The sequence below is a fragment of the Paenibacillus sp. cl123 genome (assembly GCF_900101595.1).
Taxonomy (GTDB): Bacteria; Bacillota; Bacilli; order Paenibacillales; family NBRC-103111; genus Paenibacillus_G.
The window spans coordinates 62,188-85,192 of record NZ_FMYY01000027.1 but is presented as its reverse complement, the minus strand read 5'-3'; the positions used below and the strand labels follow the sequence as shown (position 1 = coordinate 85,192).

Sequence of the window (23,005 nt, the reverse complement as noted above, 5' to 3'; positions counted from 1 at the left end):
CACTGGAGCAGCCGAAGGACTACATTCCATAAGGGCAACGACCCCGTAAAGGAGCAAGAATCGGCATCCACCCCTTGAGAGGTAGAACGAAGGAATGTGAGGGCATAGACCCAGCGTGACATGGGAGGGTAAACCCCGAGGGTGAATGTGGATATCCAACTGTGCGATCATACCGAATCATCCACAGTTTTGGAATCTGACATCCTAAGCTCTATTCCCGCCTACGCTCTGACTCCAGTCAGTTGCATAGGCTACATTCTCCGCTATTACCGCTCAAGCTGTCAAAGTTGAAATATTGAGAATACGTGAGAAAACAGAAGAAAACATTACTTTATAGTGGGAGGCAGTAACAAATGAAGATTTTAGTTGCTGGAGCAAGTGGCGTCATCGGGAGGGCACTCATTCCGTTGCTAGTACAAAAGGGACATGAAGTGATTGGGTTAATACGCAACCCGGAGCATGCAGAAAGTTTAAAGAAAGCTGGAGCTTCATTTGTCCAAGCGGATGTATATGATCGCAAGAATTTGTTCAGAGTACTTGCCGAAACTTCCCCAGAGGTGGTCATTCACCAACTGACTTCGCTGCAGGCTATGGATCCATCCGCCAATGCAAGAATTCGAGAGGAAGGAACGAGAAACCTAGTGGATGCTTCGCTTACCGCCGGCGTTCGCCGGATGATCGCGCAAAGCATCACAATGACCTATGCGCCCGGAGAAGGGCCGGCAACGGAGGATTGTCCACTAGACTTTGAGGCTCCGGAACCGCAGCTCACAAGCGTGAACGGCGTTCATGCACTGGAAACCACTGCTGCGGAAATGCCCGAGCATGTCATTCTTAGATATGGCGTGCTGTACGGTGAAGGGACCTGGTACGGTTCGAACGGATTGTTCGCAGAGCAAGCTCGGCTTGGGAACTTGCCTGCTACTGACGGCGTCGCTTCTTTTGTTCATACAGAAGACGCCGCAGCTGCAGCTGTTTTGGCACTGGAATGGCCCACTGGAACCTATAACATTGTTGATAGCGATCCAGCAGCGGGTACCGAATGGGTGCCTGTCTTTGCGAAAGCCCTTAACGCTCCTGAACCTAAGACAATTCCAGGAAGAGCGAGAGGAGATCGTGGAGCGCTTAATGCCAAGGCACTTCGGCATGGCTGGAGTCCGCGGTTTGCTTCATGGCGTGAAGGTTTTCCTCAGACGCTCCATTAAGCGGCAGCTGTAGAATAACAAGTGAATCTGTTCAAGAAAGCGGAGATTTTGCATCTCTGCTTTTCCATGTTAAATTATACCAACTGACAGAAGAAACAATAATTATCGGAAGTATAGCCCCCTTTAAGCTCCTCCTGATCGAATTCGATTCTCATTTTAAATCAAAGGATAATGCAGCAAAACAATATCGATATTTGATGTTGTAAGAAAAATAGAAAAGGGGAATTAGAAGAATGCTGGAGTATGGGCGGGCTCCACAAGGTTTGATTGACCTTGAGAAGCAAACAGTGGATACAAGTATTGCATTTGCAGTTCTTGTATGATTGGGAAACCTCCGAGAGCGTATTGAACACATAGCACAAAATGGGTATAATAAGATTAAAATACAGCTATGTGAGGGGTGAGCAGATTGTTAATCAAACCATCGGCCAGTATTAGGCAAAACTATAATGAAATTGCTGATTTATGCAAAGCTTCCGGGGAGCCGGTTTATTTGACCAAAAACGGTGAAGGAGACCTTGTAGTGATGGACATTGAAGCATTCTCCCGTCGCGAGAAGATGTTGAAGCTTCGTGAAGAACTGCTGGCTGTTCAAGAGGATCGCTTGGCGGGACGTACAGGCGTGACGCCGGACGACCTGGATATGTACTTGGATAGAATTATCGATGAGGTAGAACATGGTAAAAACACCTCAATATAAGGTGATTGTATCCGACCGGGCTCGCCAAATGCTCGCAAGTCACGTGCGTTTTCTTGCCGAGAAGAGTCCTGAAGCAGCGCGCAATACGAAAAATGAATTGCTCCAAGCAATACGTTCATTGGCACTGATGCCGGGACGCTATCCTTTTCTGGATGAGGAGTTTATACCCCCAAATAAGTATCACAAGATGTTTGTGGAGAAGTGGTACCTCATCTTGTATCAGATACAAGATGAGATGGTTTATGTGGATCACATTGTAGATTGCAGACAAGATTATCGCTGGTTTGTACGTTAAGTACCCATAGATCGGAAGAAGGCGCTGAGCGAATCGGCGTCTTTTTTGCCTTTTTAGGGAAGCCTCTTTTTCGGTTTTTCCATTTCATTAACCCTAAGCAGCCACCACTGCAACTCGCGGCCGATGAGATGAGGGTTTTCCTCCGCCAGATGGTGGAAGCCTTTCCCGATATCGCAAAGGGTGAGATGCTGCAGATGCTTCCGGCACCAGTTCAGCTGCGGCTCACGAACGGTACAACCTGGCGTTGCGTAGAACAGCAGTTTCGGTATAGGAGAATACGTAAACCAAGTATTGCGAGCATTCACCGCTTTGACCACTTCGGACGGACGTCCTTCAATCGGGATTTGGTTGGGGAATACCCACATCGGCTTTCGGGCTTCCGGATTGCGGAACGGCTCCCGGTAATGTTCATGCTCTTCCGGCGAAATCGGCCGGTTGATGATCGTTTGCGTCATACCTTCAATTAATACGCTGTTGTCCCTCATGAACGGCCAGCCTTTCTCCGGATCGCGCAGCGTTTGGAACAAGGATTGAGCTTCCGGCGGAGAGAAATCCGACCAGGCAGGATTAGGATACAACGCCTGCGGTTCGAGCATGGCTACCGCCTTTATTTTATCGGGATGTTTCATTGCATATTGCAAGCCGATGGCCGCTCCCCAGTCATGTCCGACAAGTGTGATGTTTTCCAGCTCCAGCTGCTCCAAGAATCGGGTCACATAATCAACATGCTCCAGGAACGTGTAGCCGATGTTGGGTTTGTCAGAACGGCCCATCCCGATCAAATCAACGGCAATGCAACGATTGTTGGCTTGCGCGTAGGGAATGATGTTGCGGAACGTATACGACCAGGTCGGGTTGCCGTGGAGGAAGACGATGGGGTTGCCTGCGCCTTGGTCAATGTAGTGCAGTTGATGGCCGTTTGCTTTCATGTAGCGCGACTCGAACGGATATTCCTTGCCAATCGGCAATGTTTCAAAATGGGACATACGAGGAACAGCTCCTTCGTTTGTGGGTAGTTGATAGTCAGAGTTTATCATCCAACCCCGGACAGCTCATTGTAAAAATGCGACAACCTCGGCTGACATTAAAATAAGCCCTCCCTATGAACCTAGGGAAGGCTTGAGCTTTAGTAGTACAGATGGTGATTGGTTCCGGAGTTGGCTTCGCTTTCGTTGAAGGATTTTTTTAATTCCGGCTGGACTTCGCTGCAGAAGAACAGCTCGGGGCTGCAGCCCGCAAACGCTTTGAAGTCTTTGGCAAAATGGGCGTGGTCCGTATATCCGCATGCCTGGACAATGTCCAGATAATCATAACCGGCATGACGAAGCTGAATCGTATGCTGAAATCGAACGATACCCGCGAATTGCTTGGGAGACGCGCCGATTAAGGCGTTAAACTTTCGTTCCAGGGTACGCTTGCTCACATAGCATTGCGCAGCAAGCCGCTCGATCGACAGGGATCCCTGGCTTCTTGTGATCTGTTTTACCGCCATTAATACCAGATGATCTTTTTCTTTGTTGCGTAAGGCCGCTATTAGAAATTGCTGTACAATGCCGACCCGTTCTGCCGCGCCAGACGCATAGATCAGCCTTTCTTCCAACTCCCGGACGCTCTGACCGGGAAAGACAAGCTCCAAGGGAACATCCGCATTTTGAAATTCATGAAGAGGGTACTTGGTAAAATGGGACAAGCCGCCCGGCTTGAAGGGAATAATAATGGTTCCAATGGCGCCTGTGCCGACATATTCCTGTACGGTTTCATGCAAGCCGGTTATGCCGCTTGAACCCATTGAAACCTCAGCGTTGTTCCCCAGCTTTTTCATAGGATGACCGTATTGAATGCCGATAACCGTCCTGGAGGTAGGCAGCACCTTAACCGGGTTCCTATTGGCAAAGTTAGTCGGATTCATATCTTCTTGAACCCAAATGCCATCCAAGTACGGAAACAACATAGGCGAGGGAGGGAATTGGCGGATGTACATCGGGAGCTCCTTTTGCGATGGATTGCTTCCATTAGACGGTTCATCATCGTTTACCAACATTATACCTGAATTCAGGCGATTGAAGCCAAAGGGAGAATGATTAAAGCTCTTGCATAAAATGGATTTATGCAGGGGATTTTAAATCAATTCCAGTACTAAGGAGTTGAAGCAGTTAATGACCCAATCTAGAGACGACTATGGGGGATTAGGCATTATCCAGTGTGTTTGATGCCGCAGTCGACTTGGAAGAGGAGCCGTCTTAGGTCACAAGAATTTAAAGTAACTAATAAGCCCTCGAGTCCACTAAGTGACGATTCGAGGGATTTGTCATGTTACAATAACGATAAATAACGAACGAAGCAAGTAACCTGCCAAGAAAGGAAGTGCAATAATGAATTTAGAAGCAGTTATGCAAGAGCTCGAAGCGCTCGGCAAGGAACGCATTAAGAAGATGTATATTTCCAATGGAGCTAAGGAGCCGCTTTTTGGCGTTGCTACGGGCGAAATGAAGCCGATTTTCAGAAAAACTAAAATCAATCAGCCTTTGGCTGAGGAGCTGTACGCCACGGGGAACTACGATGCGATGTATTTTGCCGGCATAATTGCCGACCCTAATGCAATGACGGAAGCGGATTATGAGCGTTGGATCGACGCGGCTTATTTTTATATGATTTCCGATTACGTGGTTGCTGTTACCTTGGCGGAAGCTCATATTGCTCAAGAAGTGGCTGATAAATGGATTGCAAGCGGGGAAGAGTTGAAGATGTCGGCAGGGTGGAGCTGTTACTGCTGGCTGCTGGGGAATCGCCCGGATGGGGAGTTTTCCGAGAGTAAGCTTGCCGGTATGCTTGAAACTGTGAAAAATACGATTCACGATGCCCCGGAACGGGCGAAATATGCGATGAATAATTTTATTTACACGGTAGGGGTGTCCTATGTGCCGCTTCATGACAAGGCCGTCGAGATCGCGAAGGCAGTAGGTCCGGTCGAGGTCAATAAGGACAAGCCGAAAAGCAAGTTCATTAATGCTTTCGATAATATCCAAAAGGCTGTGGATAAGGGGCAAATTGGTTTTAAGCGTAAACATGTAAGGTGTTAAAGTATTGGTGGTTGGAGGGTCTTTTTTTTGAGTTTAGGCAATATCATGATATGATTCATGTTACGTACCCATCGTAACCCGCACACATGAAGTGGAGTGATTATTTGAGTAAAGCTAAAGGCAAAGGCGGAACAGGCAGGGGTACGGACAAGAAGGGCTGGAACCGATGGCAAGCGAGTGCCAACAGACTCAGAAGTGCCCCCAAACCGTATAAAAGCAAAGGGACCAAAAATCAGGATGGAGCAGCAGCTTCTTCGGACGAACAACAAAACGATAAACCGAACGAGTAAAAGTTATCGTAAGAATTAAGAAAAGCTTACAGATCAAGGAGTGGTAATTTGAGAAGACAAAAACCAATGTCATTTGACGAGCTGCTGTTGGACTTACAGGGTAAGAAAACGATTCAAGAAGATCCGAATCACGTATCCTTAGATCAATTGTTTAATGTGTCGTTCATGAATAAGCATACCCGCTTTAACAGTTTTGAGGAGTTTATAGAGCAAGGCAACTTCCAGGTTAAGACTTATGAAGATATCGACAACATTCCTGACGAGCTGTTTGATCGGCATGTCGATCGGCAGACGGATTTTGCGAATTGGAAGTCTATGCTGGATACGGCAAATACGGAGTACGCCGGTAAGAAGTAAGCATCAGCATGGAGCTAAGTTAAGGATGCCGATTCGGGCATGACCTTGGCTTAGCTTTTTTTTGTGATTAGCTTCCCCTTTAGATTTCCATTTCAAGCGTTCTGAAGCTTCCCAAGCACTTCCTCAAACCGGTCCAAGAGCTCAATCGCCCCTCCGACATACCGGATTGCACCAACCCATCCCGAGCTTGCACGGCAAGGATAAACCGTGCTTTCAACAAATTTCGTTTTACCGTCAGGCAGTTCTTCGAACTGGATAGTTGTAAGAGCGACCTGCCCGGGGAAGCCTTCGAATTCAAAGGTGTGGATGAGTCTTTCAGGAGACAAATTTTCCTTCAAGGGAAATTCCCTATAAAGGAAATTAATCATTTCCCAACCGTATACAAAATGTTCAAATTTATAGCACTTCCGTGTCATGAGAAATCATGCCGGTTGAGTGAAGATGGAGAGGCGCCGGTTCTCCGGCGAAATTTTAATAGGAGGCGAAAAATAAAGTGTTTATACCTGGGCTTAGAATAGGACGTTCACAACTGATTTGGCCATGCATCCTCTTGTTCATGGTTTGTGTTATGACGGCATGCACACGAAACGTATCGACGACCCCGTTGAATTACAAGGTGGACAGCTTTGCGTTTACGAACCAGGACGGAGCGGCCTTTTCATTAGACGATCTGAAGAATAAAGTGTGGGTAGCCGGATTTATCTTCACGAGCTGCACGACCGTGTGTCCGGGCATGACGCATAATCTTGCCCGTCTGCAAGATAAATTGAAGGAGGAAGGGCTGGAGGCAGAGCTCGTATTATTCAGTGTCGATCCGGAGAAAGACAGTCCGGAGGTTTTAAAGCAGTACATGGAGAAGTTCAAAGTGGATTTTACCAACTGGCATGCTTTGACGGGCTATTCGGATAAAGACATTCAGGCCTTTGCACGGGATTCATTTAAAACAAGTGTCGTCAAGGACCCCCGATCGGATCAAGTTACTCACGGAACGTCGTTTTTTCTTGTTGATGGGACCGGCACGGTTCTGTTCGATTACGATGGAGAGGATCCGGACTATGATAAAATGATTCGCGATATTCGGTTGAAAGCAGAGGTGTAAAAATGAAACGTAATATCTCCCTATTGGCGATATGCCTTATCTTCATGCTAACTATTCTCGGATGCGCTTCCGGTTCCGGTACGAAGCATAATCAAGCTCTTGACCATGACGCCAAAGCGGGCAGCGCGGCGGAGCCTTACTTGACCTTTAAGGATGACATAGGATACGAAATCGATTTGCAGACGAAACCCGAACGAGTCGTCATTCTGAACGAGGGGCTGGAGCTGTTCTACCAGCTTGGAGGCCGGGTTGTCGGGAGAGCGAGCGTACCTGCCGTTTCCGTACCTGAGCAGGCTCTGGATGCCGAAGACGTCGGGCAAATCAATAACGTCAGTCTGGAAAAAATCACAAGTCTGAAGCCGGATCTTGTAATCGGTCATCCTTTTTTTCATACGGGATTGACCGAAGGGCTTGCTGCCAGCGGCATACCGTTTGCTTTACTGAAAATTGAAAGCTACGACGATATCCAAAGCAAAGGCAGACTGTTCGGGAGCATCATCGGAACGGAGAGGGAGACGGAGAAAGCGCTTAAAGAGACGGACGACCGCATCCGGCGGATTATCGAAAAGGCGCCTGACCGTTCGCTGACGTTCGCCATTCTTACGATAATGCCGATGGGGATCTCCATTCAAGTCAGCGACAGCCTCGCGCTCGATATCGTCGAGCAGCTGAATATGAACAATGCGGCTGCCGCTATGCAGTCCGGGCAAATCCCGGGCTCCGTACCTTACAGTATCGAAAAGTTGATCGAGGCGGACCCGGATTATTTGTTCATTAGTGTGCACGGCACGGAACAATTCGGCCATCAGAAGCTGCGAAACGATCTGGAGAGCAATCCTGCATGGGCTTCGCTTCGGGCCGTTAAGGAAGGCCGCATGATGTTCCTGCCCGCCGAATTCGTCAATCCGGAAGGGTTAAATATCGATCGCACGTTCGAATATTTGGCCAAGCTGGTGTACCCGGATATCTATGGAAGCTAGAGCGGTATCGAGCGTACGGGCATCCGCGCCGTGGCGGTTGACCGTCTTTTCCATGCTGACTCTGCTGGCCGCGGCGGGTATCGTTTTCAGCCTTGTCAGCGGTGCGGTCCATGTTGGTTTAGGGGATATTTATCGTGTCTTTACGGGCGACATGCAGGGAAACATCCATGCGATCATCTGGAATGTCCGGCTGCCCAGAACGCTAATTGCCGCTCTTGTCGGCGTTAATCTTTCGCTTGCAGGCGCATTGCTCCAGGGCGTCATGCGAAATTCGATGGCGGATCCGCACATTATCGGCGTCTCCTCGGGCGCGGGCATGTTCGGCATCGCCACATTGGTTATGTTTCCGGCTTATGCTTATTTGATGACTCCAGTCGCGTTTGTCGGAGCGTTAGTCGCGACCATGATCATCTATGCGCTTGCCTGGCAAAATGGCGTCAGCCCAGGCCGCATCATTTTGGCAGGAGTGGCCGTCTCGGCGTTTTTCAGTTCGGGCATTTCGGGGATGCTCGTGTTTTACAGTGACCGGGTGGATGGCGCGCTGCTCTTCCTGGTCGGCGGGCTTTCGGCCAAAAGCTGGCCTCATCTGCACCTCCTGCTGCCTTACACCATTGTTGGCGTCTTGTTCGCACTGTTGGCTGCTCAGCGCATGAACATTCTGATGCTCGGAGATTCGGATGCAAAAGGATTAGGCCTGAACGTCGAACTGATAAGGTTTGGGGTGACCGCCGCTGCAGCGCTTCTGTCCGCCAGCGCCGTTAGCGTCGTCGGTCTGCTCGCGTTCGTCGGCCTTGTCGTTCCCCACGCAGCAAGGCTGCTTATCGGCAATGACTACCGGCTGCTGATTCCCGCCGCCATGCTGCTCGGGATCGCCGCGATTACCATTTTCGACACGGTGGCCCGTATCGTTTTCGCTCCGGTCGAACTGCCCGTCGGGATTATCATGGGCGCGGTCGGCGCTCCATTTTTTCTGTATTTGCTGCGAAAGCGAGGAAACCATGTATGATTCGCGCGGAACATCTCGTCGTTCGGTATCGCGGAAGCAGGGTGATGGATGATGTGAGCATAGGGTTTGAATCAGGACTCGTTCACAGCATTCTCGGTCCAAACGGCTGCGGGAAAAGCACGCTGCTGAAGGTGCTCTCCCGACAACTAAAAGGGGAGAACGGTGTTGTTTACATAGACGGGAAAGAGATCAGGGAGTGGGGCATGAAGTCATTCGCCCGTCAGCTGGCGATGCTGGCTCAGTCCCATGAAGATTTGTCGGACATCAGCGTTTACGATCTCGTTTCTTATGGACGGTTTCCCCATAAAGGATTCATACAGCGCCTGGACGAGGACGATCGCCGGGTCGTCGATTGGGCGCTTCAGCTTACCGGGATGAACACCTTCTCATCCAGAAGCGTGCGGGAGTTGTCCGGCGGGGAGCGCCAACGGGCCCGCATCGCCATGGCGGTCGCCCAACAGCCGAAGGTGCTGCTGCTTGACGAGCCGACGACCTATCTGGATATTTGCCACCAGCTCGAAATCATGGAGCTTGTGGTTCATCTGAATCGTGTCGAGCGGATGACAGTCATTATGGTGCTGCACGAATTGAACCATGCCGCGGCGTTCTCCGACCGCATTACGGTCATGAAGCAAGGCGCCGTCTATGCTCAAGGGCAGCCCTGTGAAGTGATCGTTCCGAAGATGCTGCGGGATGTGTTCCATGTTGACGCCTGCGTAGCGCAGGATATAGAAGGCGGATGCCCGGTGATCAAAAGCATGAAACTGTTGACAATGGGAAATTCGAGCTCAGTTTGTTAAATAGTCAACCAACTTATTTAAGAATCGCTTAAGAATTACGAAACAGTTCCTTAACCATTCCTTGTTACGATAACTTTCATATTCACGATGCTGCGGGGAACTGAATTGGCGTCTGCACCTTGGTCGAAGCGACAACGTGACGGAAATTATGTACGTTAAGGAAGGGAGAGTGGAACCCCATAAGTCAGCCGTTTCGGGTATTGATCGTCGATGACCATGAACATGCGAGGGAAGGCATGAGGACGATCATCTATATGGACGCCGGGTTCGAGATCGTGGGCGAGGGGCGGAACGGGGCGGAGGCCGTCGAATTGATGGAGCAGCTTATGCCAGACCTCGTGCTCATGGATATTAACATGCCGGAGATGGACGGATTGGAAGCAACCAAACAAATTAAGGAACGCTATCCGTACGCCAAAATTATCATTGTTACCGTATCCGACGAGTTTTCGGACTTATTCGAAGCGATAAAAAAAGGCGCACAAGGCTACTTGTTGAAAAACATCAGCCCGTCTGCATGGCTCCAATATTTGAGGGCGGTCGCGGTCGACGAGGTGCCTATGTCCCGGAAATTCGCCTTGCGTCTGCTGCAGGAGTTCTCGCGCAAAAAGTTCGATAAAAGAGTTACACAGCTAACGGCAAGAGAACAAGACATCCTGGAATGCGTCACCAGCGGGATGAGTAACCGGGAAATTGCGGTGAAGCTCACCATAACCGAAAATACGGTAAAAAATCACCTGAGGAACATCATGCAAAAGCTGCATATAGAGAATCGCGTGCAATTGGCAAGGTATGCTTATGAGCAGGGCTGGGTTTCTCATTAAATAAGAGGCGTCTCATAAATTAACAAAGACTCAAGCCAAACTAACGCTTGAGTCTTAATGTTTTATATACTAAAAATAGAAGGAGAATGAAAGGAAGGATGAATGATGACAAAGCATGAGCTTGACGATGTAAAAAGGACGATTGAAACACAGTTCCCCGGCATCGGTTTGCTTTCAGTGGAGTCGCTCGGTGAAGGCTATAGGAATTATGCGCTCCTCGTCAATGGGGAATGGGTCTTTCGTTTTCCCAAGAGCCAACAAGGAGCAGACGAGCTGCACAAAGAGATTCAGTTACTGCCCTTGTTAGCTAGTCGTTTGAATGTCGGCATTCCTGTGTTTGAGTTTGTCGGAAGGCAAAATGACGGCCGTCCTTTTGTTGGCTATCGAAAAGTTCAGGGCGAGATCCTGGGGGAGAATGGAATATCGTCTCTCTCCGGTGAAGCAAGTCAGCGGCTGGCTGCTCAGCTTGCAGCTTTCATGCATGCATTAGGTGAATTTCCTGTTGAGACTGCCATTGCGGCGGACGTTCCTGTTCGAAACCTTAATCATGAAGTTCTGGAGCTGCTGGAATCGGCAAAAATAGAAGCTTTTCCGGTACTTCCCGAGTCCCTGCAGCATTATATCGCGCGACGCTGCCAAACGTATTTGGACGACCCTCCGTATTCGGAATATACGCCTGCATTGATTCATGGTGATTTATCGCCAGACCACTTTTTGACGGATCCATCGAAGACGGCATTAACGGGGATTATCGACTTCGGCGATGCAGCGATAAGCGATCCGGATTACGATTATGTGTACTTGTTGGAGGATTGCGGCGAGACATTTACCCGGCAAGTGATGACCTGTAGAGGTGTGCTTAATCAGGATGCGCTTATTAGAAAGGTCTCTTTTTTTGTTACGTTCGATCAGATTAGTTACCTGGTGGAGGGCGTAAGGTCCGGCGAGAAGGAATGGATTTGCGAAGCATTAGAAATACTTGAAGAAGATGCGCGTGTCAACAAAGATGCCTGCTAGAGAGGGGGCGTCCCATGTCTATCAAAAAGAAACTCATTCTCTCCAATATTGCTATGATTTTAGTGCCCTTTGCCATGTTTTTATTGATCGAACTCATCGCCGTCTGCATGATGGTGTACGTGTTTGACCGCCGCCTGGAGGGGGAGAACCTCCAGCTGTTTACAACGATCCGGGTAACGGGCTTGCTTTTTGCTATAACGGCTTCCAATGGGATCATCACGTATCTCGTTTCCAAGAGCATTCTGCAGCAGGTTCGGATGCTGACAAATGGGGCGAAGGAAATCGCGCAAGGCAATCTGGCCTTTTCTATGAAGGCGAGCAGCAACGATGAGATTGGCGAGCTGGCGTCCATTTTTGAGCATATGCGAAGCAAATTGTTCGAAGCAAAGGAGCTCCAATCCAAGTACGAGGACAATCGGACGGAACTGATCGCAAGCATCTCCCATGATCTCAGGACGCCGATGACGTCGATCAAAGGATACGCAAAGGGCATTCTTGACGGTGTAGCTCAATCTCCGGATAAGGTAGAGCATTATTCGCGGATTATCTATATGAACGCGTGCTCGATGGAGAAGATGATTAACGAACTGTTCCTGTATTCCAAGCTTGATCTTCATAAAGTGCCGATGCTGCTCGAGGAGGTGGACCTTCGGGCGCTTTTGGCTGATTATTTAGAAGAGTTGGGTTATACGCTCGAACCGAACGGGGGAAAAGTCCTATTTAAGCATAACCCGGAGGAGTCGTATGTCGTTATGGCGGACAGGACGCAATTCAGGAGGGTCATAGAGAATATCGTTCAGAATAGCTTGAAATATATGGATAAGCAAGCAAAGTTAATCGAGGTGAGGTTGCTAGCCGAGCCCGGGCAAGTAAAAATCGAGATAGAAGATAACGGAATCGGAATTTCTCCCGAAGCATTGCCTCACATCTTTGACAGCTTCTACCGTGCGGATGCCGCGCGCAATTCGGCAACGGGCGGAAGCGGACTGGGGATGGCCATTGCCAAGCAAATCATCGACGCCCATGATGGACGGATATGGGCAACAAGTGAAATAGGGAGCGGCACGACGATTTCCATCTGTCTTAATACACCGGGGAGATGAGGGAGGCAGCATGCCGAAAGTATTAATTATTGAAGATGAGAAACATATCGCTGAGCTGGAGAGAGATTATCTGGAGTCTTACGGGATGGAAAGCGACATTGCGCTTACTGGAGAAGAAGGTCTGCAGAAAGCCTTGTCTCACTCGTATGATCTCATCCTGCTCGATCTCATGCTTCCGGGAACCGATGGTCTCGAGCTGTGTAAAAAAATCAGGAAAGACATTGACGTTCCGATCTTAATAGTTACCGCCAAAAATGAAGATATCGATAAAATACGCGGGTTTGACCGCGGCGCGGATGACTATATCGTGAAGCCGTTTAACCCTACTGAACTGGTTGCCCGCGTTAAAGCGCATATCGCCCGATATAACCGCTTGATCCATAAGGAAAGCGATCATTATTTGATCAGGGTAAGGGACCTTGTGGTCGACACCCGTTCCCGCCGCGTATTCGTCAAAGGAGTCGAACGGAGCATGACGGCCAAAGAATATGAGCTCCTTGTCTTCCTGGCATCCAATCCTAACCTGGTCTTCAGCAAAGATCACCTGTTCGAGCGGATCTGGTCGGCGGACTCCATCGGCGACAGCTCGACCATCACTGTTCACATTCGTAAAATACGGGAAAAGATTGAGGAGGAAGCGTCCAATCCTCAGTATATCGAGACGATTTGGGGTGTCGGGTACCGTTTTAATAAAGAATAGCGTACTTTCACGGCCGTTGAGCAAACTTCTTAGCTCGGGGCTTTTTTTATTTAAGAATTGCTTAAGGAATGCAAAATAGTGCTTCAATAACTCCTCGTTATGATTAGATCAGTTCAATACATGCTAATCATTCCAAGGAGGAATAAGTTTATGAAAAGAATACTTTCCATCTCTACCGTTACATCCCACTTGTGGGTACAGTGGATTCTTCTGGGCTCCATGCTGCTGAACACCTTTATGGTGTACCCGAATATTTTTCATGATATTCCGAACTCGCTTAACACGGCTATGGAGTTCATGAAGGTAGCAAGCCCTCATACGTATTTTCCGCCTTTGGGGTTCATGAGCTGGGTAACGGGAGTTGCCGCTATTTTGTTTAGCTGGCGATATAAGAATGCGCGGGTATTGATCATCGGCAGCGTTCTTATGATGTTCGCAGAAGGAGCCGCTTCGGTCATCTGGGAATGGCCGCGAAACGAGATCATGTTTATTGAAGGATCTGCGGTGCATGCCACAGAGGTTCTGCAGCAAGCGTATGATGAATTTATCATAGTTCATTGGTTCCGTTTGTTATGCAATGCGGCCGGATCGATCTTAATCTTCCTGGGATTCTTAAGGGTTGCCCGTCTGAACGAGGTGAAATCCGAGAGGGGATAACTTATGCAAGAGCTTCAACAAGCTACCGGTCAAACTTTAAAATTCGTAAACGGCAACACGATTACGCTTAGCAGTCATGGTACAGATCAAGAAGGGGAGTATTTAATACTCGAGCATACGATTGTTAGCCCCGGGGCTATGAATGGCCCGCATTCGCATCCGGTCCTGGATGAGAAGTTTACAATTATCGAAGGGACCATGCGGTTCTTGATCGATGATCACACTGTCCTCGCAGGGCCGGGGGAGCAAATTCACATTAAGCCCGGGCAGATTCATCAGGCGTGGAATGAGAGCCAAACCATGCTGCGCGTTATCCATGAAATTCGTCCACCCGGTCAGCATTGGAACATGTTCAGGCTATTGCACAAGCTCGAAGCGGAAGGGAAGCTCAATGCCAAAGGCATTCCGAGAAATCCTCTCTGGATGGGGCTTGCTTGGACAACAATGGACGGTTATATAGCAGGACCTCCTAGATGGATTCAGCATATAGCCCTGGGGGGATTAGCCAGGATTGCGAAGGCGTTCGGATATCGTTTATAAGCGGGTTAGGGGCGTGCCAGTGCACGTCCTTTTTAGTCGTTATCCGTTTCGCCGCGACGAACAAACTCGTACTTTTGGCACTCCTGAAAGACCGGCTGTAGAGTAAGTTAAATCGGGTAAATGGATAGAACAAAAATGGAACAAACGCTGAATCGCGTATTGACAAAATCAGAACTCCTTTTTATAATTCAAACAAACGTTTAATTTAAATGAATGATTAAAACATTTGTTTAAGTTCACGGATTAAGCGTACATAAAGAGGAGAGAGTGCCATGCTGCATGCTTTACGGGCTTATTTCAAGAAACCGGCTACGATTATCGGGATAGTGACGGCCATGATGTTTCAAATCATCTTCAGCTTGATCTGGATGACGGGCTACAACGGGATTACCGACCATACGGGCCAGTTGTCCATTGCCGTGGTCAATGAAGATCAGGGGGCAGGCCAGAAGCTGGGCGAGCAGCTGGCGGCGTCTCTACCGTTTAAGATAACGGCTGGCCTGAACCTGGAGGAGGCGCAGGCGATGCTGGAGCGCCGTGAGGTACAGATGGTGCTGCATGTGCCGGCAGACTTCTCCAAGCGGCTGCAGAGCCAGGGTCAGCAAGCCGAGCTGGCGTACACGATCAATGAATCGAATCCGATGATGATCAAATCGATGATGCAAAGCGTCGCCTCCGGCATCACCGCGACGGCAGGCAAGCAAGCGACGGTGCAGGGCACGGAGGTTGTGCTGAAGCAGGCAAACGTACCCGCGGCGCAAGCGCAGGCCATAGCTCAAGGCGTGGCTGACAAAGTAACGTCAACGATCGCTTATACGAATCCGGTCGCAGGCATGAACAATCAGATGGTGCCGATGATGCTGGTGTTGGCCTCTTATGTCGGCTCTATGATTATGGGGATGAATCTGCAGCAGGCTACGATGATGCTCGGAACGGGCATCTCCAGATGGAGCAAGTTCGGAGCACGCGTCCTAATCAATGTGGGCTCGTCGGTCTTGATCGCGCTTGTCGGCACATCCCTGGTCATCGCCATGGGTGGACAGCATGCCGGCGGATTCGTCAGTTTGTGGCTGTTCCAGGCGTTATTCCTGCTGACCTTCATGTTTTTCTCCCAGATGTTCCTGATTGTGTTCGGGATGGCGGGTATGCTGTTCAACATCGCGATGCTTTCGGTGCAGCTGGTGTCTTCAGGCGCGATGGTGCCTCGTGAGCTGCTCGGCAGCTTCTACCATGCGCTAAGCGAGTATTTGCCAGCCACTTATGCGGTTAATGGCGGGATGAATCTGCTGTTCGGCGGGCCGAGCGTCGGCGGAGAGGCGCAGATGCTGGCGGTCATTCTGGTCGTGTGCGCCGGGGTTGGGCTGGCAGCTACGGCGCTGCGCAAGGAAGCGCCGCAGCCTTCAGGGGTGGCCGCGGCCGATCCGGTGCCGGCGGGCTGATTGATGCTGACAGCCAAGGCTGTCGCCGGCGAGGCATTCGAGCTTGCGGCGGTGATCCTCCAGCTTGCCTATCCGCGTCTCAGCTCCCATAATAGAAGGCAGATGAATCGATGTGAGGGGAATCAGCAATGGCTGCAGGAGAAACCGACGTAAAGCTGCGCATATTGTTAGCGGCGAAGAAGCTGTTCGCCCGACAGGGCTTTGACGGAACCAGCATTAGGCAAATCTGCGAGGAGGCGGGCGCGAATGTCGCGCTTGTCTCCTACCATTTTGGCGGGAAGGAGAACTTGCTTCGCGCCTTGTTCGAGCAATTTTTCCCGGGCAACAAGATGGCCAAGCACGAGGCCGAGCTTCGGGACCCGGTTGAGGGCCTGACTCTGCTGCTGCGGGAGATTATCTTGTTCGGACTTGAGGACCCCGAGCTTAGCAAAATTCTCAAGCAGGAGATTGAGCTCAGCTCCCCGCGGTCGGAGATCGTCTTTTCTTTCACCGACCCGGTGTGGGTTAAGATCAGGGAACTGCTGCAGCTGGGGCGGGAGCAGAGGGTATTCCGGTTCGATTCGCTGGACTACACGCTAATGTTTGTGATGGGGGCGGCGATCTCCTATAAGCATATATCCACGCACCCCGGCTTATTAACGGAGCAGGTGCAGGACGGACGTTCCGCCGCCGACCATCTCGTCAAGCTCGTGCTGACTTCCCTGCACGCTCCCGGGACGAACGCCTAAGCCAAACGGGCGGATGCCGCATACCTTATATCAGTCTATACATCCGTAGATTGAAGAAAGGTGAGCGAACATGATGAGCAGGCTTCCCGGTATGATCCGGAATGTGAATGAAGGCCTCGACGAGCTGCGGGATACGATCGGAAAGATGCATACGCTGTGTGAGACGGCCGAGCAGATGTCTCCCGTTCTGAAGCAGCTTGCGCAGATGGTGGCCGAGGTCAGGCAGCAAGCGGCGTCCGGCAAGGCTGGCGGGCGGCAAGTAAGCTTGAGCGAAGCGCCTTACGGCGAGCGGAGAACCCGCAAGCGGCGCGCCAAGCGTTCTACTTACCGGCGCGCATCAGCAGGAAGGCGGTAAGATAGAGCAGCCAGCATACGCCGAACCATGCGAAGATGCCGGGAGTCAGCGCCAGGTACAAGCTGACGGGCAAGGACCAGATTAAGGCGAGCGCCATCCATTTGCGGGCGGACAGCCATGCAGACGGAATGACGAGGCAGGCCGGCAGGAGCAGCAGGAAGAATGTGATCAGAGCGGAGTCTGCTTCAAGCCGTCCCGAATAAGGATTATAGAATGTTAAGATGGTCCACAGCAGGATGGCCGCGGCAGCTGCAGCAAGGCCGATGAGGGCTGAGGGCTTTCTGCTGATTCGGTCTCTTGGCATGGTACGCCTCCTTATGACCGCCTGGATCGGCCGGCTTACGTCACTCTATTCGACGGGCAGCCCGCCTGTTCCTTCCAGGGTACGGCCCTGGAAGCTGCGGAGCTTTTGCAGGCAGGCTTGGCAACCGAAGGGCATCGGCCTATACTGAGAGGGGGCGGGAGTTGTCCTGCCCTCATGTTGTTTAAAGGGGGCAATAAGTTATGGCATTAATGGAATGTCACTTTTTCTCGGAAGCGCTCGGGATGTCCACATCGATGAATGTTATTATGCCGCAGCAAACCCGCAGCCAGATCGGGCTGGCCGGCCATAGTCATGGGGAAAGCAAGCACCCGGTGCTGTTCCTGCTGCACGGCTTGTCGGATGATCACACGATCTGGCTGCGCCGCACGTCGATCGAGCGTTATGTCGCCTCCCTTGGTCTAGCGGTCGTCATGCCGAATGTCCACCGCAGCTTCTACCAGGATATGGCATATGGATTGGCCTACTGGACCTTCGTAAGCGAGGAGCTGCCGGCGCTGGCCAGAAGCTTTTTTCCGCTCGCCGAAGAAAGGGAGAAGACATTTGTCGCCGGACTGTCGATGGGCGGCTATGGAGCGCTGAAGCTGGGGCTTTCCCATCCGGACCGTTTCGCCGCTGCAGCGAGCTTGTCCGGAGTGACGGATGTAGCCAGGCTGGCGAAAGAACGGCTGAAGCCGGCAGAGCTGACGGCTGTTTTCGGTCGGATCGAGGAGGTCGCGGGAAGCGAACGGGATTTATTCCATCTGCTTCAGCAGGCAGGGGCGGCGGACGGACCGAAGCCCAAGCTGTATCAATGCTGCGGCACGGAGGACTTTTTATACAACGACAACCAGCGCTTCCGGGAAGCGGCGCAGACGCTGGACCTGGATTATACATATGAAGAGCATCCGGGCGAGCATAACTGGGCCTACTGGGATATGACGATCCAGAGGGTGCTTCAGTGGCTGCCGCTGGAGCGGTAGCATCCGGCAGCATCCGGCTTTTGTGGGCCAAGGAAGCTTGGACCGGGTTCGTCCGCTTCGGAGGACATTCTTCGGGCGACGGCTTGTAAGATTGTTCTTCTGCCGATGTACATAACGAAAAAGAGCTGTCGTCAGGAAGAAAGGATTCCTGTAGCACGGCTCTTTTTTTTGTTCGGACGAGAGTTTGCAGCGTGCAGTACGGAAGCCGTCCTTCCTGGCCAGGGAAAGGGTACTACAAAAAGTTAGTACTACGGAGCAGTGCCTTCCCCCGGTAAGATGAAAGGGATAGAGCAATTGGCGGAGGGCGGGGGCGACTAGACTATGAAAAAAGGACTGGTTCTTCTTCTCTTGACTGCCGTTTGTGTATGGCAATATATCGTGTACGACAGTCCGGATCAGGACCCGTACCGGATTACCGACTACAGCCGTCTGCATCCGGTCCGGGTAGAGAAGGTGGTCGCGGGCCGTGAAGAAGAGCAGCTGGCGCGCGTGCTTCAGGAGGCCCGGGAGCGCGGGCTCACGGTGTCCATCGCCGGACAGCGGCACAGCCAGGGAGGGCATACGTATTATAAAGACGGCATCGTCCTCGACATGACCTCGTTCAACCGCATCCTGTCCTTCGACCCGCAACGAAAGCAAATCCGTGTACAGGCGGGCGTGACCTGGAAGGACATTCAGAACTATATCCAGCCTCACGGCTTGGCCGTTGCATCCATGCAATCCCAAAACCTGTTTACCGTAGGCGGGTCCATCAGCGTTAACGCGCATGGCCGCGACATCCGAAGCGGCTCGCTGATCGGCAGCGTCGAGTCGTTCCGCCTGCTGACCGCAGACGGAGAGATCAGGCAGGTGAGCCGGGAGGAGAATGCGGACTGGTTTCCGTACGTGCTCGGAGGCTACGGTTTGTTCGGCGTTATTGTAGACGTGACGCTGCGGCTAACGGATGATGCCGTGTACAGGACCGGCATGAGCCATATGACGGTGGAGGAGTATCCCGCTTATTTCCGGCGGGAAGTGCTTGAGGACCCGGACATACAGCTGCATATGGCGCGGATATCCGTAGCGCCGGACCACTTGCTGACCGATATGTATGCGCTGAACTATAAGAGGGACGCGTCGGTTTCTCTGCAGGACGTGGGGAAGCTGTCCGGCCGCGAGGCTTGGGTGATTCCGGCCAAGCTGGCATTTGCGCTAAACCGAGCATCGGACTGGGGCAAAAATAAGTTCTGGGCATGGCAGGAGACGTACTTCGCCGCCCAGCAGGGGAAGGCGCTAAGCCGGAACAATGCGATGCGTTCGGAGTCGGCCTTCATGGTCTACAGCTCGCCCGGCAAAAACGATCTGCTGCAGGAATACTTCATTCCGCCGGACCGCTTCGCGGACTTCGTGCAAGACTTGCGCGCCGTACTGACGGAAGAGGAGCTGAATCTGCTGAACATTACCGTCCGGTATGTGCCGCGGGATGAGGAAGCGGTGCTGTCCTACGCACGGGAGGACATGCTCGCGCTTGTCTGCTTGTTCCATGCTCCGCTCTCGGAAGAAGGTCAGCTGGGGTTCCGGCAGGGGATAGCCCGCATCATCGACCTGGCGGTCGCTCACCGCGGCTCGTATTATTTGCCGTACGCGGCTTATCCTAGCCGGGAGCAGTTCCAGGCCGCTTATCCCCGGCAGGCCGAGTTTTTCGCGCTGAAGGACCGGCTGGACCCGCAGGGGTTGTTCATGAACTACTTTTACGAACAATATCGCGGAGAGGAGGGGGGCCGATGAGGCTGATCTGGCTGATCCGTTCCCAAACGATCGTGACGCTGGCATCGGGCATGGTCTATCCGTATTATCTGCTGTTTCTGAAAAATCTGGGCAACAGCTACGCCAAGTACGGCCTGGCCTTCGCCGTATTTACCGTCAGCTCCGCAGCGGTGTCCGGCTGGCTTGGCAGCCGTCTGGACCGGCATGGTCCGCGTCTTCTGCTTGCCGGCTCGCTTGGCATGATGCTGGTGATGCTGGCTTTCCCCTGGGTGCAGAGCTTTATGGCGGTGCTGGCCCTTCAGCTTGCAATGGGAGTTTGCAGCGCTATGCAGAAGATGAGCGAGCGCTCGCTGTTAGCCGATTATACCGTGCAAGGCGCACGAGGGGGAGCCATCGGCAGCCATCAGTTTTGGACCTCGGCGGCTTCCGGCTTTGCCGTCATTCTGGGCGGGTATCTGATGGACTGGCTGACGATCAACGCATTATTTTATGTAAGCGCCCTGCTGTACGGTTTGAGCGCCTGGGCCGTGTGGCGATCTCTGGTCCGCGACTGACCGGCGAGTCATAATATACCGTTTCGCTGGCAAGAAATTTGTGGTAGAATAAATGCGAACTTTTGTTCTGTTCGAATTTCATTTTACCGAAAAGAAGGTGCCTGACATGACCAACGATCGGTATTCAGAAATAGACGGAGTGATATCCTACATCCATGAGAGTATCTCTGAACCGCTTCTGCTCGCCCGCTTGGCCGATATTGCCGGGTACAGTCCGTATCATTTTACTCGTATCTTCAAGGAACGGGTGGGTCTGCCGCCGCTTTATTACGTATCCTCCCTTCGTTTGCAGAGAGCGAAGGATCTGCTGCTGCGCACCAATCTGAGCATCCGCGATATCAGCCTGGAGGTCGGGCAGCAGAGCCTAGGAACGTTTACGTCCAGATTCACAGAACGGGTAGGCGTGACCCCTTCGCAATTCCGCCAATCAGCCAGGCAGACGGATGATCATCTGCACTCTCTGAAGGGGCTCAGCGATTGGCAGTCTCTGCAGGGAACTTCCCATGCTCATGGGCGTGTGGAAGGAACGATCGAGGCGGAGATACCGTTCGAAGGATTTATTTTGCTGGGGCTGTTCGCCAAGCCGATTCCCGAGGGGCTTCCGTTGTATGGCACCCTGCTGTCCTCTCTAGGGAGGTTTAGCCTGAGCGGCGTCAAGCCCGGTGTCTATTACCTGATGGCGACGTCGATAACATGGGGGATGCAGGCGATGGATGTGCTGCTTCCGCAGCATACCTTGCGGACCCGGTCCAAGGAGCCGCTCGTCGTTACTCCATACGCCGCCCTCCCCCCTCAGCGGGTCATGCTGCATCCGCCGAGGCTGGACGATCCTCCGATCCTGATCTCGCTCCCGCTGCTGATGAATAATTTCCTGAACCGGGTTGGGGTTCATTGACCGGTCCGCAGCAGTAGCTTACACGCATACATACTTGATGACTTTATGATACGTATAGGGAGGAGACAACGCGGTTGGAAAATATCCGCATTGCCTACTACGAGTTTGGCCGGCCCCGGGAAGTGCTGAAGCTGGAGCACTGCCGGCCCGAGCCGCCCGGTCCCGGGGAGCTGCTTGTCCGCATGAAGCTCTCGCCCATCAACCCGTCCGACCTGATCCCGATCCGGGGAGCGTATGCTCATCGGATCGCTTTGCCCGCCATCCCCGGCTATGAAGGAATCGGCGTGGTCGAGGAGACGGGACGGGATATTCCGCAGGAATGGCTGGGCAGACGCGTGCTGCCGCTCAGAGGCGAGGGAACTTGGCAGCAATATGTGAGGGTTCCGGCAGACTGGGCTGTTCGTGTGCCGGATGCCGTTGACGATGACGCGGCGGCCCAGCTGTACATCAATCCGCTGACCGCCTGGGTAACCTGTACTGAGGAGCTTCGCCTGAGCGGGACGGGCATGACCGTGCTGGTCAATGCCGGGGGCTCTGCGCTTGGCCGGGTGTATGCTCAGCTGTCGCAGGCGCTCGGCTTCCGGCTGATCGCCGTTACCCGCAGCGCCCGGCATACGGCCGACCTGCTCCGGCTCGGCGCCGACCAGGTCATCGACACGTCGGCATGCAAGCTGCATGACGCGGTGAACGAGCTTACGGGCGGGCGCGGCGCAGATGCGGCGGTCGATTCCATAGGCGGACGCGCCGGACTGGAGCTGGCAGGATGCTTGCGCCCCGGAGGCGGCTTCCTGAGCCTCGGCCTGCTGTCGGGCGAGCCGATCGATTGGCCCGAGTTGGTGCGGACCACGCAGGCGGACGCCCGGCTGTTCCATCTCCGCCACTGGAACCGGCAGGTGCCGGTGCAGGCGTGGCAGGAGACGTTCGGGCAGCTTCTCGACTTGGCGGCTGCGGGAGGTCTCGGCTTCAAGTCCCCGGCGGCCCGCTATCGCCTGGCGGAGATCCATCAGGCCGTGCAAGCCGCCGAAGCCGGAGCGGAAGGCAAAATAATGCTGACTATTTCATAGGCGGTACGAGAAGGACAGATTTCAAGGAGATGATCCTGGAAATCTGTTTTTTTATTTTGGCGCGCCTAGCCAAGCTAGGCACAACTAGCCGGTGCAAGTCCGGCCGAGGTAAGAGCCAAGTCGCCTCGTAGCTGACGGGCAACTGGTGGAGAGATCCTAAGGTTGAAGCCCCGTGACAAAGTAACTCTGCGGAGTGCGAGCAAATCGACAGGCCGTAACATGAAGTGAATCCTGCCGCATCGTCAAAAAAGACCCGAAAGGGACAAGAGAGTGCCGAGCCCTGCGAA

Annotated in this window: 29 protein-coding genes; 25 read left to right on the top strand and 4 right to left on the bottom strand. The window is 52.3% G+C overall.

Annotated elements, in window-relative coordinates; translation table 11 throughout:
• The first annotated feature begins 353 nt into the window (after positions 1 to 353).
• The 3 genes from BLR08_RS27040 (at position 354) to BLR08_RS27030 (ending at position 2,200) form a co-directional block, all read left to right on the top strand.
• Positions 354 to 1,205 (top strand): NAD-dependent epimerase/dehydratase family protein, encoded by an 852-nt coding sequence (locus BLR08_RS27040; RefSeq protein WP_072337506.1) that lies wholly within the window; start codon positions 354 to 356, stop codon positions 1,203 to 1,205.
• A 409-nt stretch (positions 1,206 to 1,614) separates the two neighbouring features.
• Positions 1,615 to 1,905: a type II toxin-antitoxin system prevent-host-death family antitoxin gene (locus tag BLR08_RS27035; RefSeq protein ID WP_072337504.1), complete on the top strand. Its 291-nt coding sequence runs from the start codon at positions 1,615 to 1,617 to the stop codon at positions 1,903 to 1,905.
• Positions 1,883 to 2,200: a type II toxin-antitoxin system RelE/ParE family toxin gene (locus BLR08_RS27030; protein ID WP_072337502.1), complete on the top strand. Its 318-nt coding sequence runs from the start codon at positions 1,883 to 1,885 to the stop codon at positions 2,198 to 2,200. Before BLR08_RS27035 ends, BLR08_RS27030 begins: the two co-directional genes overlap by 23 nt.
• A gap of 53 nt (positions 2,201 to 2,253) precedes the next feature.
• Here the strand turns inward: BLR08_RS27030 and BLR08_RS27025 are convergent, their stop codons facing one another.
• Both BLR08_RS27025 and BLR08_RS27020 read right to left on the bottom strand, forming a co-directional pair.
• The gene (locus BLR08_RS27025; protein ID WP_083537516.1) at positions 2,254 to 3,237 is read right to left on the bottom strand and encodes a haloalkane dehalogenase; all 984 of its coding nucleotides are present in this window, start codon (positions 3,235 to 3,237) and stop codon (positions 2,254 to 2,256) included.
• A gap of 89 nt (positions 3,238 to 3,326) precedes the next feature.
• Entirely contained in the window at positions 3,327 to 4,181 is an 855-nt protein-coding gene (locus tag BLR08_RS27020; RefSeq protein WP_072337497.1) for a helix-turn-helix domain-containing protein, read from the bottom strand.
• A gap of 391 nt (positions 4,182 to 4,572) precedes the next feature.
• Here BLR08_RS27020 and BLR08_RS27015 point away from each other — a divergent pair, with 391 nt between their 5' ends.
• The 3 genes from BLR08_RS27015 to BLR08_RS27005 all read left to right on the top strand — a co-directional run bounded on the left by BLR08_RS27015 (position 4,573) and on the right by BLR08_RS27005 (position 5,927).
• The gene (locus tag BLR08_RS27015; RefSeq protein ID WP_072337495.1) at positions 4,573 to 5,280 is read left to right on the top strand and encodes a DNA alkylation repair protein; all 708 of its coding nucleotides are present in this window, start codon (positions 4,573 to 4,575) and stop codon (positions 5,278 to 5,280) included.
• Positions 5,281 to 5,384: 104 nt separating this feature from the next.
• Positions 5,385 to 5,570, top strand: a complete 186-nt coding sequence (locus BLR08_RS27010) for a DUF3934 family protein (protein ID WP_072337492.1) — start codon at positions 5,385 to 5,387, stop codon at positions 5,568 to 5,570.
• 66 nt (positions 5,571 to 5,636) lie between these two features.
• Positions 5,637 to 5,927 carry a hypothetical protein gene (locus tag BLR08_RS27005; RefSeq protein WP_072337490.1) on the top strand — a complete coding sequence of 97 codons (291 nt, stop codon included), beginning with the start codon at positions 5,637 to 5,639 and terminating at the stop codon, positions 5,925 to 5,927.
• 92 nt (positions 5,928 to 6,019) lie between these two features.
• On the opposite strand, the gene BLR08_RS27000 is transcribed toward BLR08_RS27005, so the two are convergent.
• Positions 6,020 to 6,265: an SRPBCC family protein gene (locus tag BLR08_RS27000; protein ID WP_143014468.1), complete on the bottom strand. Its 246-nt coding sequence runs from the start codon at positions 6,263 to 6,265 to the stop codon at positions 6,020 to 6,022.
• A 230-nt stretch (positions 6,266 to 6,495) separates the two neighbouring features.
• Here BLR08_RS27000 and BLR08_RS26995 point away from each other — a divergent pair, with 230 nt between their 5' ends.
• The 14 genes from BLR08_RS26995 (at position 6,496) to BLR08_RS26935 (ending at position 17,175) form a co-directional block, all read left to right on the top strand.
• Complete coding sequence (locus BLR08_RS26995) at positions 6,496 to 7,026, top strand: SCO family protein (RefSeq protein ID WP_256257799.1); 531 nt, start codon at positions 6,496 to 6,498, stop codon at positions 7,024 to 7,026.
• Positions 7,027 to 7,028: 2 nt separating this feature from the next.
• The gene (locus BLR08_RS26990; protein WP_072337484.1) at positions 7,029 to 8,006 is read left to right on the top strand and encodes an ABC transporter substrate-binding protein; all 978 of its coding nucleotides are present in this window, start codon (positions 7,029 to 7,031) and stop codon (positions 8,004 to 8,006) included.
• Positions 7,996 to 9,012, top strand: a complete 1,017-nt coding sequence (locus tag BLR08_RS26985) for a FecCD family ABC transporter permease (protein ID WP_072337482.1) — start codon at positions 7,996 to 7,998, stop codon at positions 9,010 to 9,012. The genes BLR08_RS26990 and BLR08_RS26985 overlap by 11 nt, the downstream gene beginning before the upstream one ends.
• The gene (locus BLR08_RS26980; protein ID WP_072337480.1) at positions 9,009 to 9,812 is read left to right on the top strand and encodes an ABC transporter ATP-binding protein; all 804 of its coding nucleotides are present in this window, start codon (positions 9,009 to 9,011) and stop codon (positions 9,810 to 9,812) included. The genes BLR08_RS26985 and BLR08_RS26980 overlap by 4 nt, the downstream gene beginning before the upstream one ends.
• A gap of 179 nt (positions 9,813 to 9,991) precedes the next feature.
• Positions 9,992 to 10,636 (top strand): response regulator, encoded by a 645-nt coding sequence (locus BLR08_RS26975; protein ID WP_072337478.1) that lies wholly within the window; start codon positions 9,992 to 9,994, stop codon positions 10,634 to 10,636.
• 105 nt (positions 10,637 to 10,741) lie between these two features.
• Entirely contained in the window at positions 10,742 to 11,653 is a 912-nt protein-coding gene (locus BLR08_RS26970; protein WP_072337476.1) for a phosphotransferase family protein, read from the top strand.
• Positions 11,654 to 11,667: 14 nt separating this feature from the next.
• Entirely contained in the window at positions 11,668 to 12,756 is a 1,089-nt protein-coding gene (locus BLR08_RS26965) for a sensor histidine kinase (RefSeq protein ID WP_072337474.1), read from the top strand.
• A 10-nt stretch (positions 12,757 to 12,766) separates the two neighbouring features.
• Complete coding sequence (locus BLR08_RS26960) at positions 12,767 to 13,456, top strand: response regulator transcription factor (protein WP_072337472.1); 690 nt, start codon at positions 12,767 to 12,769, stop codon at positions 13,454 to 13,456.
• A gap of 150 nt (positions 13,457 to 13,606) precedes the next feature.
• Positions 13,607 to 14,113: a hypothetical protein gene (locus BLR08_RS26955; protein ID WP_072337470.1), complete on the top strand. Its 507-nt coding sequence runs from the start codon at positions 13,607 to 13,609 to the stop codon at positions 14,111 to 14,113.
• Positions 14,114 to 14,116: 3 nt separating this feature from the next.
• On the top strand, positions 14,117 to 14,653 hold the full coding sequence (locus BLR08_RS26950; RefSeq protein ID WP_072337468.1) for a cupin domain-containing protein: 537 nt from the start codon (positions 14,117 to 14,119) through the stop codon (positions 14,651 to 14,653).
• 272 nt (positions 14,654 to 14,925) lie between these two features.
• Positions 14,926 to 16,092 (top strand): YhgE/Pip domain-containing protein, encoded by a 1,167-nt coding sequence (locus tag BLR08_RS26945; RefSeq protein WP_072337466.1) that lies wholly within the window; start codon positions 14,926 to 14,928, stop codon positions 16,090 to 16,092.
• A gap of 3 nt (positions 16,093 to 16,095) precedes the next feature.
• Complete coding sequence (locus BLR08_RS31330) at positions 16,096 to 16,245, top strand: hypothetical protein (protein ID WP_176835619.1); 150 nt, start codon at positions 16,096 to 16,098, stop codon at positions 16,243 to 16,245.
• Positions 16,221 to 16,820, top strand: coding sequence for a TetR family transcriptional regulator (locus BLR08_RS26940; RefSeq protein ID WP_072337464.1), 600 nt, complete (start codon positions 16,221 to 16,223; stop codon positions 16,818 to 16,820). The genes BLR08_RS31330 and BLR08_RS26940 overlap by 25 nt, the downstream gene beginning before the upstream one ends.
• A gap of 70 nt (positions 16,821 to 16,890) precedes the next feature.
• A complete protein-coding gene (locus BLR08_RS26935; RefSeq protein ID WP_083537514.1) occupies positions 16,891 to 17,175 on the top strand; it encodes a hypothetical protein in 285 nt (94 codons plus the stop codon).
• Here BLR08_RS26935 and BLR08_RS26930 read toward each other — a convergent pair.
• Positions 17,141 to 17,479 carry a hypothetical protein gene (locus tag BLR08_RS26930; RefSeq protein WP_083537513.1) on the bottom strand — a complete coding sequence of 113 codons (339 nt, stop codon included), beginning with the start codon at positions 17,477 to 17,479 and terminating at the stop codon, positions 17,141 to 17,143. The two genes, BLR08_RS26935 and BLR08_RS26930, sit on opposite strands and share 35 nt — an antisense overlap.
• Positions 17,480 to 17,679: 200 nt before the next feature.
• Here BLR08_RS26930 and BLR08_RS26925 point away from each other — a divergent pair, with 200 nt between their 5' ends.
• The 5 genes from BLR08_RS26925 (at position 17,680) to BLR08_RS26905 (ending at position 22,718) form a co-directional block, all read left to right on the top strand.
• Positions 17,680 to 18,459 (top strand): alpha/beta hydrolase, encoded by a 780-nt coding sequence (locus tag BLR08_RS26925; protein ID WP_072337462.1) that lies wholly within the window; start codon positions 17,680 to 17,682, stop codon positions 18,457 to 18,459.
• Between the two features lie 321 nt (positions 18,460 to 18,780).
• Positions 18,781 to 20,226 (top strand): FAD-binding oxidoreductase, encoded by a 1,446-nt coding sequence (locus tag BLR08_RS26920; RefSeq protein ID WP_072337460.1) that lies wholly within the window; start codon positions 18,781 to 18,783, stop codon positions 20,224 to 20,226.
• Complete coding sequence (locus tag BLR08_RS26915) at positions 20,223 to 20,759, top strand: MFS transporter (RefSeq protein WP_072337458.1); 537 nt, start codon at positions 20,223 to 20,225, stop codon at positions 20,757 to 20,759. The genes BLR08_RS26920 and BLR08_RS26915 overlap by 4 nt, the downstream gene beginning before the upstream one ends.
• Positions 20,760 to 20,865: 106 nt before the next feature.
• On the top strand, positions 20,866 to 21,654 hold the full coding sequence (locus BLR08_RS26910) for a helix-turn-helix transcriptional regulator (RefSeq protein WP_072337518.1): 789 nt from the start codon (positions 20,866 to 20,868) through the stop codon (positions 21,652 to 21,654).
• 74 nt (positions 21,655 to 21,728) lie between these two features.
• Positions 21,729 to 22,718 (top strand): zinc-dependent alcohol dehydrogenase family protein, encoded by a 990-nt coding sequence (locus tag BLR08_RS26905; RefSeq protein WP_072337456.1) that lies wholly within the window; start codon positions 21,729 to 21,731, stop codon positions 22,716 to 22,718.
• Positions 22,719 to 23,005 lie beyond the last annotated feature (287 nt).

What these genes read in the sequence shown, in the direction of transcription:
- BLR08_RS27040 (WP_072337506.1), top strand. Translation starts at nt 354, where the DNA reads ATGAAGATTTTAGTTGCTGGAGCAAGTGGCGTCATCGGGAGGGCACTC.
- BLR08_RS27030 (WP_072337502.1), top strand. Translation starts at nt 1,883, where the DNA reads ATGGTAAAAACACCTCAATATAAGGTGATTGTATCCGACCGGGCTCGC.
- BLR08_RS27025 (WP_083537516.1), bottom strand. Translation starts at nt 3,237, where the DNA reads ATGATAAACTCTGACTATCAACTACCCACAAACGAAGGAGCTGTTCCT.
- BLR08_RS27020 (WP_072337497.1), bottom strand. Translation starts at nt 4,181, where the DNA reads ATGTACATCCGCCAATTCCCTCCCTCGCCTATGTTGTTTCCGTACTTG.
- BLR08_RS27015 (WP_072337495.1), top strand. Translation starts at nt 4,573, where the DNA reads ATGAATTTAGAAGCAGTTATGCAAGAGCTCGAAGCGCTCGGCAAGGAA.
- BLR08_RS27005 (WP_072337490.1), top strand. Translation starts at nt 5,637, where the DNA reads ATGTCATTTGACGAGCTGCTGTTGGACTTACAGGGTAAGAAAACGATT.
- BLR08_RS26995 (WP_256257799.1), top strand. Translation starts at nt 6,496, where the DNA reads ATGACGGCATGCACACGAAACGTATCGACGACCCCGTTGAATTACAAG.
- BLR08_RS26990 (WP_072337484.1), top strand. Translation starts at nt 7,029, where the DNA reads ATGAAACGTAATATCTCCCTATTGGCGATATGCCTTATCTTCATGCTA.
- BLR08_RS26985 (WP_072337482.1), top strand. Translation starts at nt 7,996, where the DNA reads ATGGAAGCTAGAGCGGTATCGAGCGTACGGGCATCCGCGCCGTGGCGG.
- BLR08_RS26980 (WP_072337480.1), top strand. Translation starts at nt 9,009, where the DNA reads ATGATTCGCGCGGAACATCTCGTCGTTCGGTATCGCGGAAGCAGGGTG.
- BLR08_RS26970 (WP_072337476.1), top strand. Translation starts at nt 10,742, where the DNA reads ATGACAAAGCATGAGCTTGACGATGTAAAAAGGACGATTGAAACACAG.
- BLR08_RS26965 (WP_072337474.1), top strand. Translation starts at nt 11,668, where the DNA reads ATGTCTATCAAAAAGAAACTCATTCTCTCCAATATTGCTATGATTTTA.
- BLR08_RS26960 (WP_072337472.1), top strand. Translation starts at nt 12,767, where the DNA reads ATGCCGAAAGTATTAATTATTGAAGATGAGAAACATATCGCTGAGCTG.
- BLR08_RS26955 (WP_072337470.1), top strand. Translation starts at nt 13,607, where the DNA reads ATGAAAAGAATACTTTCCATCTCTACCGTTACATCCCACTTGTGGGTA.
- BLR08_RS26950 (WP_072337468.1), top strand. Translation starts at nt 14,117, where the DNA reads ATGCAAGAGCTTCAACAAGCTACCGGTCAAACTTTAAAATTCGTAAAC.
- BLR08_RS26945 (WP_072337466.1), top strand. Translation starts at nt 14,926, where the DNA reads ATGCTGCATGCTTTACGGGCTTATTTCAAGAAACCGGCTACGATTATC.
- BLR08_RS31330 (WP_176835619.1), top strand. Translation starts at nt 16,096, where the DNA reads ATGCTGACAGCCAAGGCTGTCGCCGGCGAGGCATTCGAGCTTGCGGCG.
- BLR08_RS26940 (WP_072337464.1), top strand. Translation starts at nt 16,221, where the DNA reads ATGGCTGCAGGAGAAACCGACGTAAAGCTGCGCATATTGTTAGCGGCG.
- BLR08_RS26935 (WP_083537514.1), top strand. Translation starts at nt 16,891, where the DNA reads ATGATGAGCAGGCTTCCCGGTATGATCCGGAATGTGAATGAAGGCCTC.
- BLR08_RS26930 (WP_083537513.1), bottom strand. Translation starts at nt 17,479, where the DNA reads ATGCCAAGAGACCGAATCAGCAGAAAGCCCTCAGCCCTCATCGGCCTT.
- BLR08_RS26925 (WP_072337462.1), top strand. Translation starts at nt 17,680, where the DNA reads ATGGCATTAATGGAATGTCACTTTTTCTCGGAAGCGCTCGGGATGTCC.
- BLR08_RS26920 (WP_072337460.1), top strand. Translation starts at nt 18,781, where the DNA reads ATGAAAAAAGGACTGGTTCTTCTTCTCTTGACTGCCGTTTGTGTATGG.
- BLR08_RS26915 (WP_072337458.1), top strand. Translation starts at nt 20,223, where the DNA reads ATGAGGCTGATCTGGCTGATCCGTTCCCAAACGATCGTGACGCTGGCA.
- BLR08_RS26910 (WP_072337518.1), top strand. Translation starts at nt 20,866, where the DNA reads ATGACCAACGATCGGTATTCAGAAATAGACGGAGTGATATCCTACATC.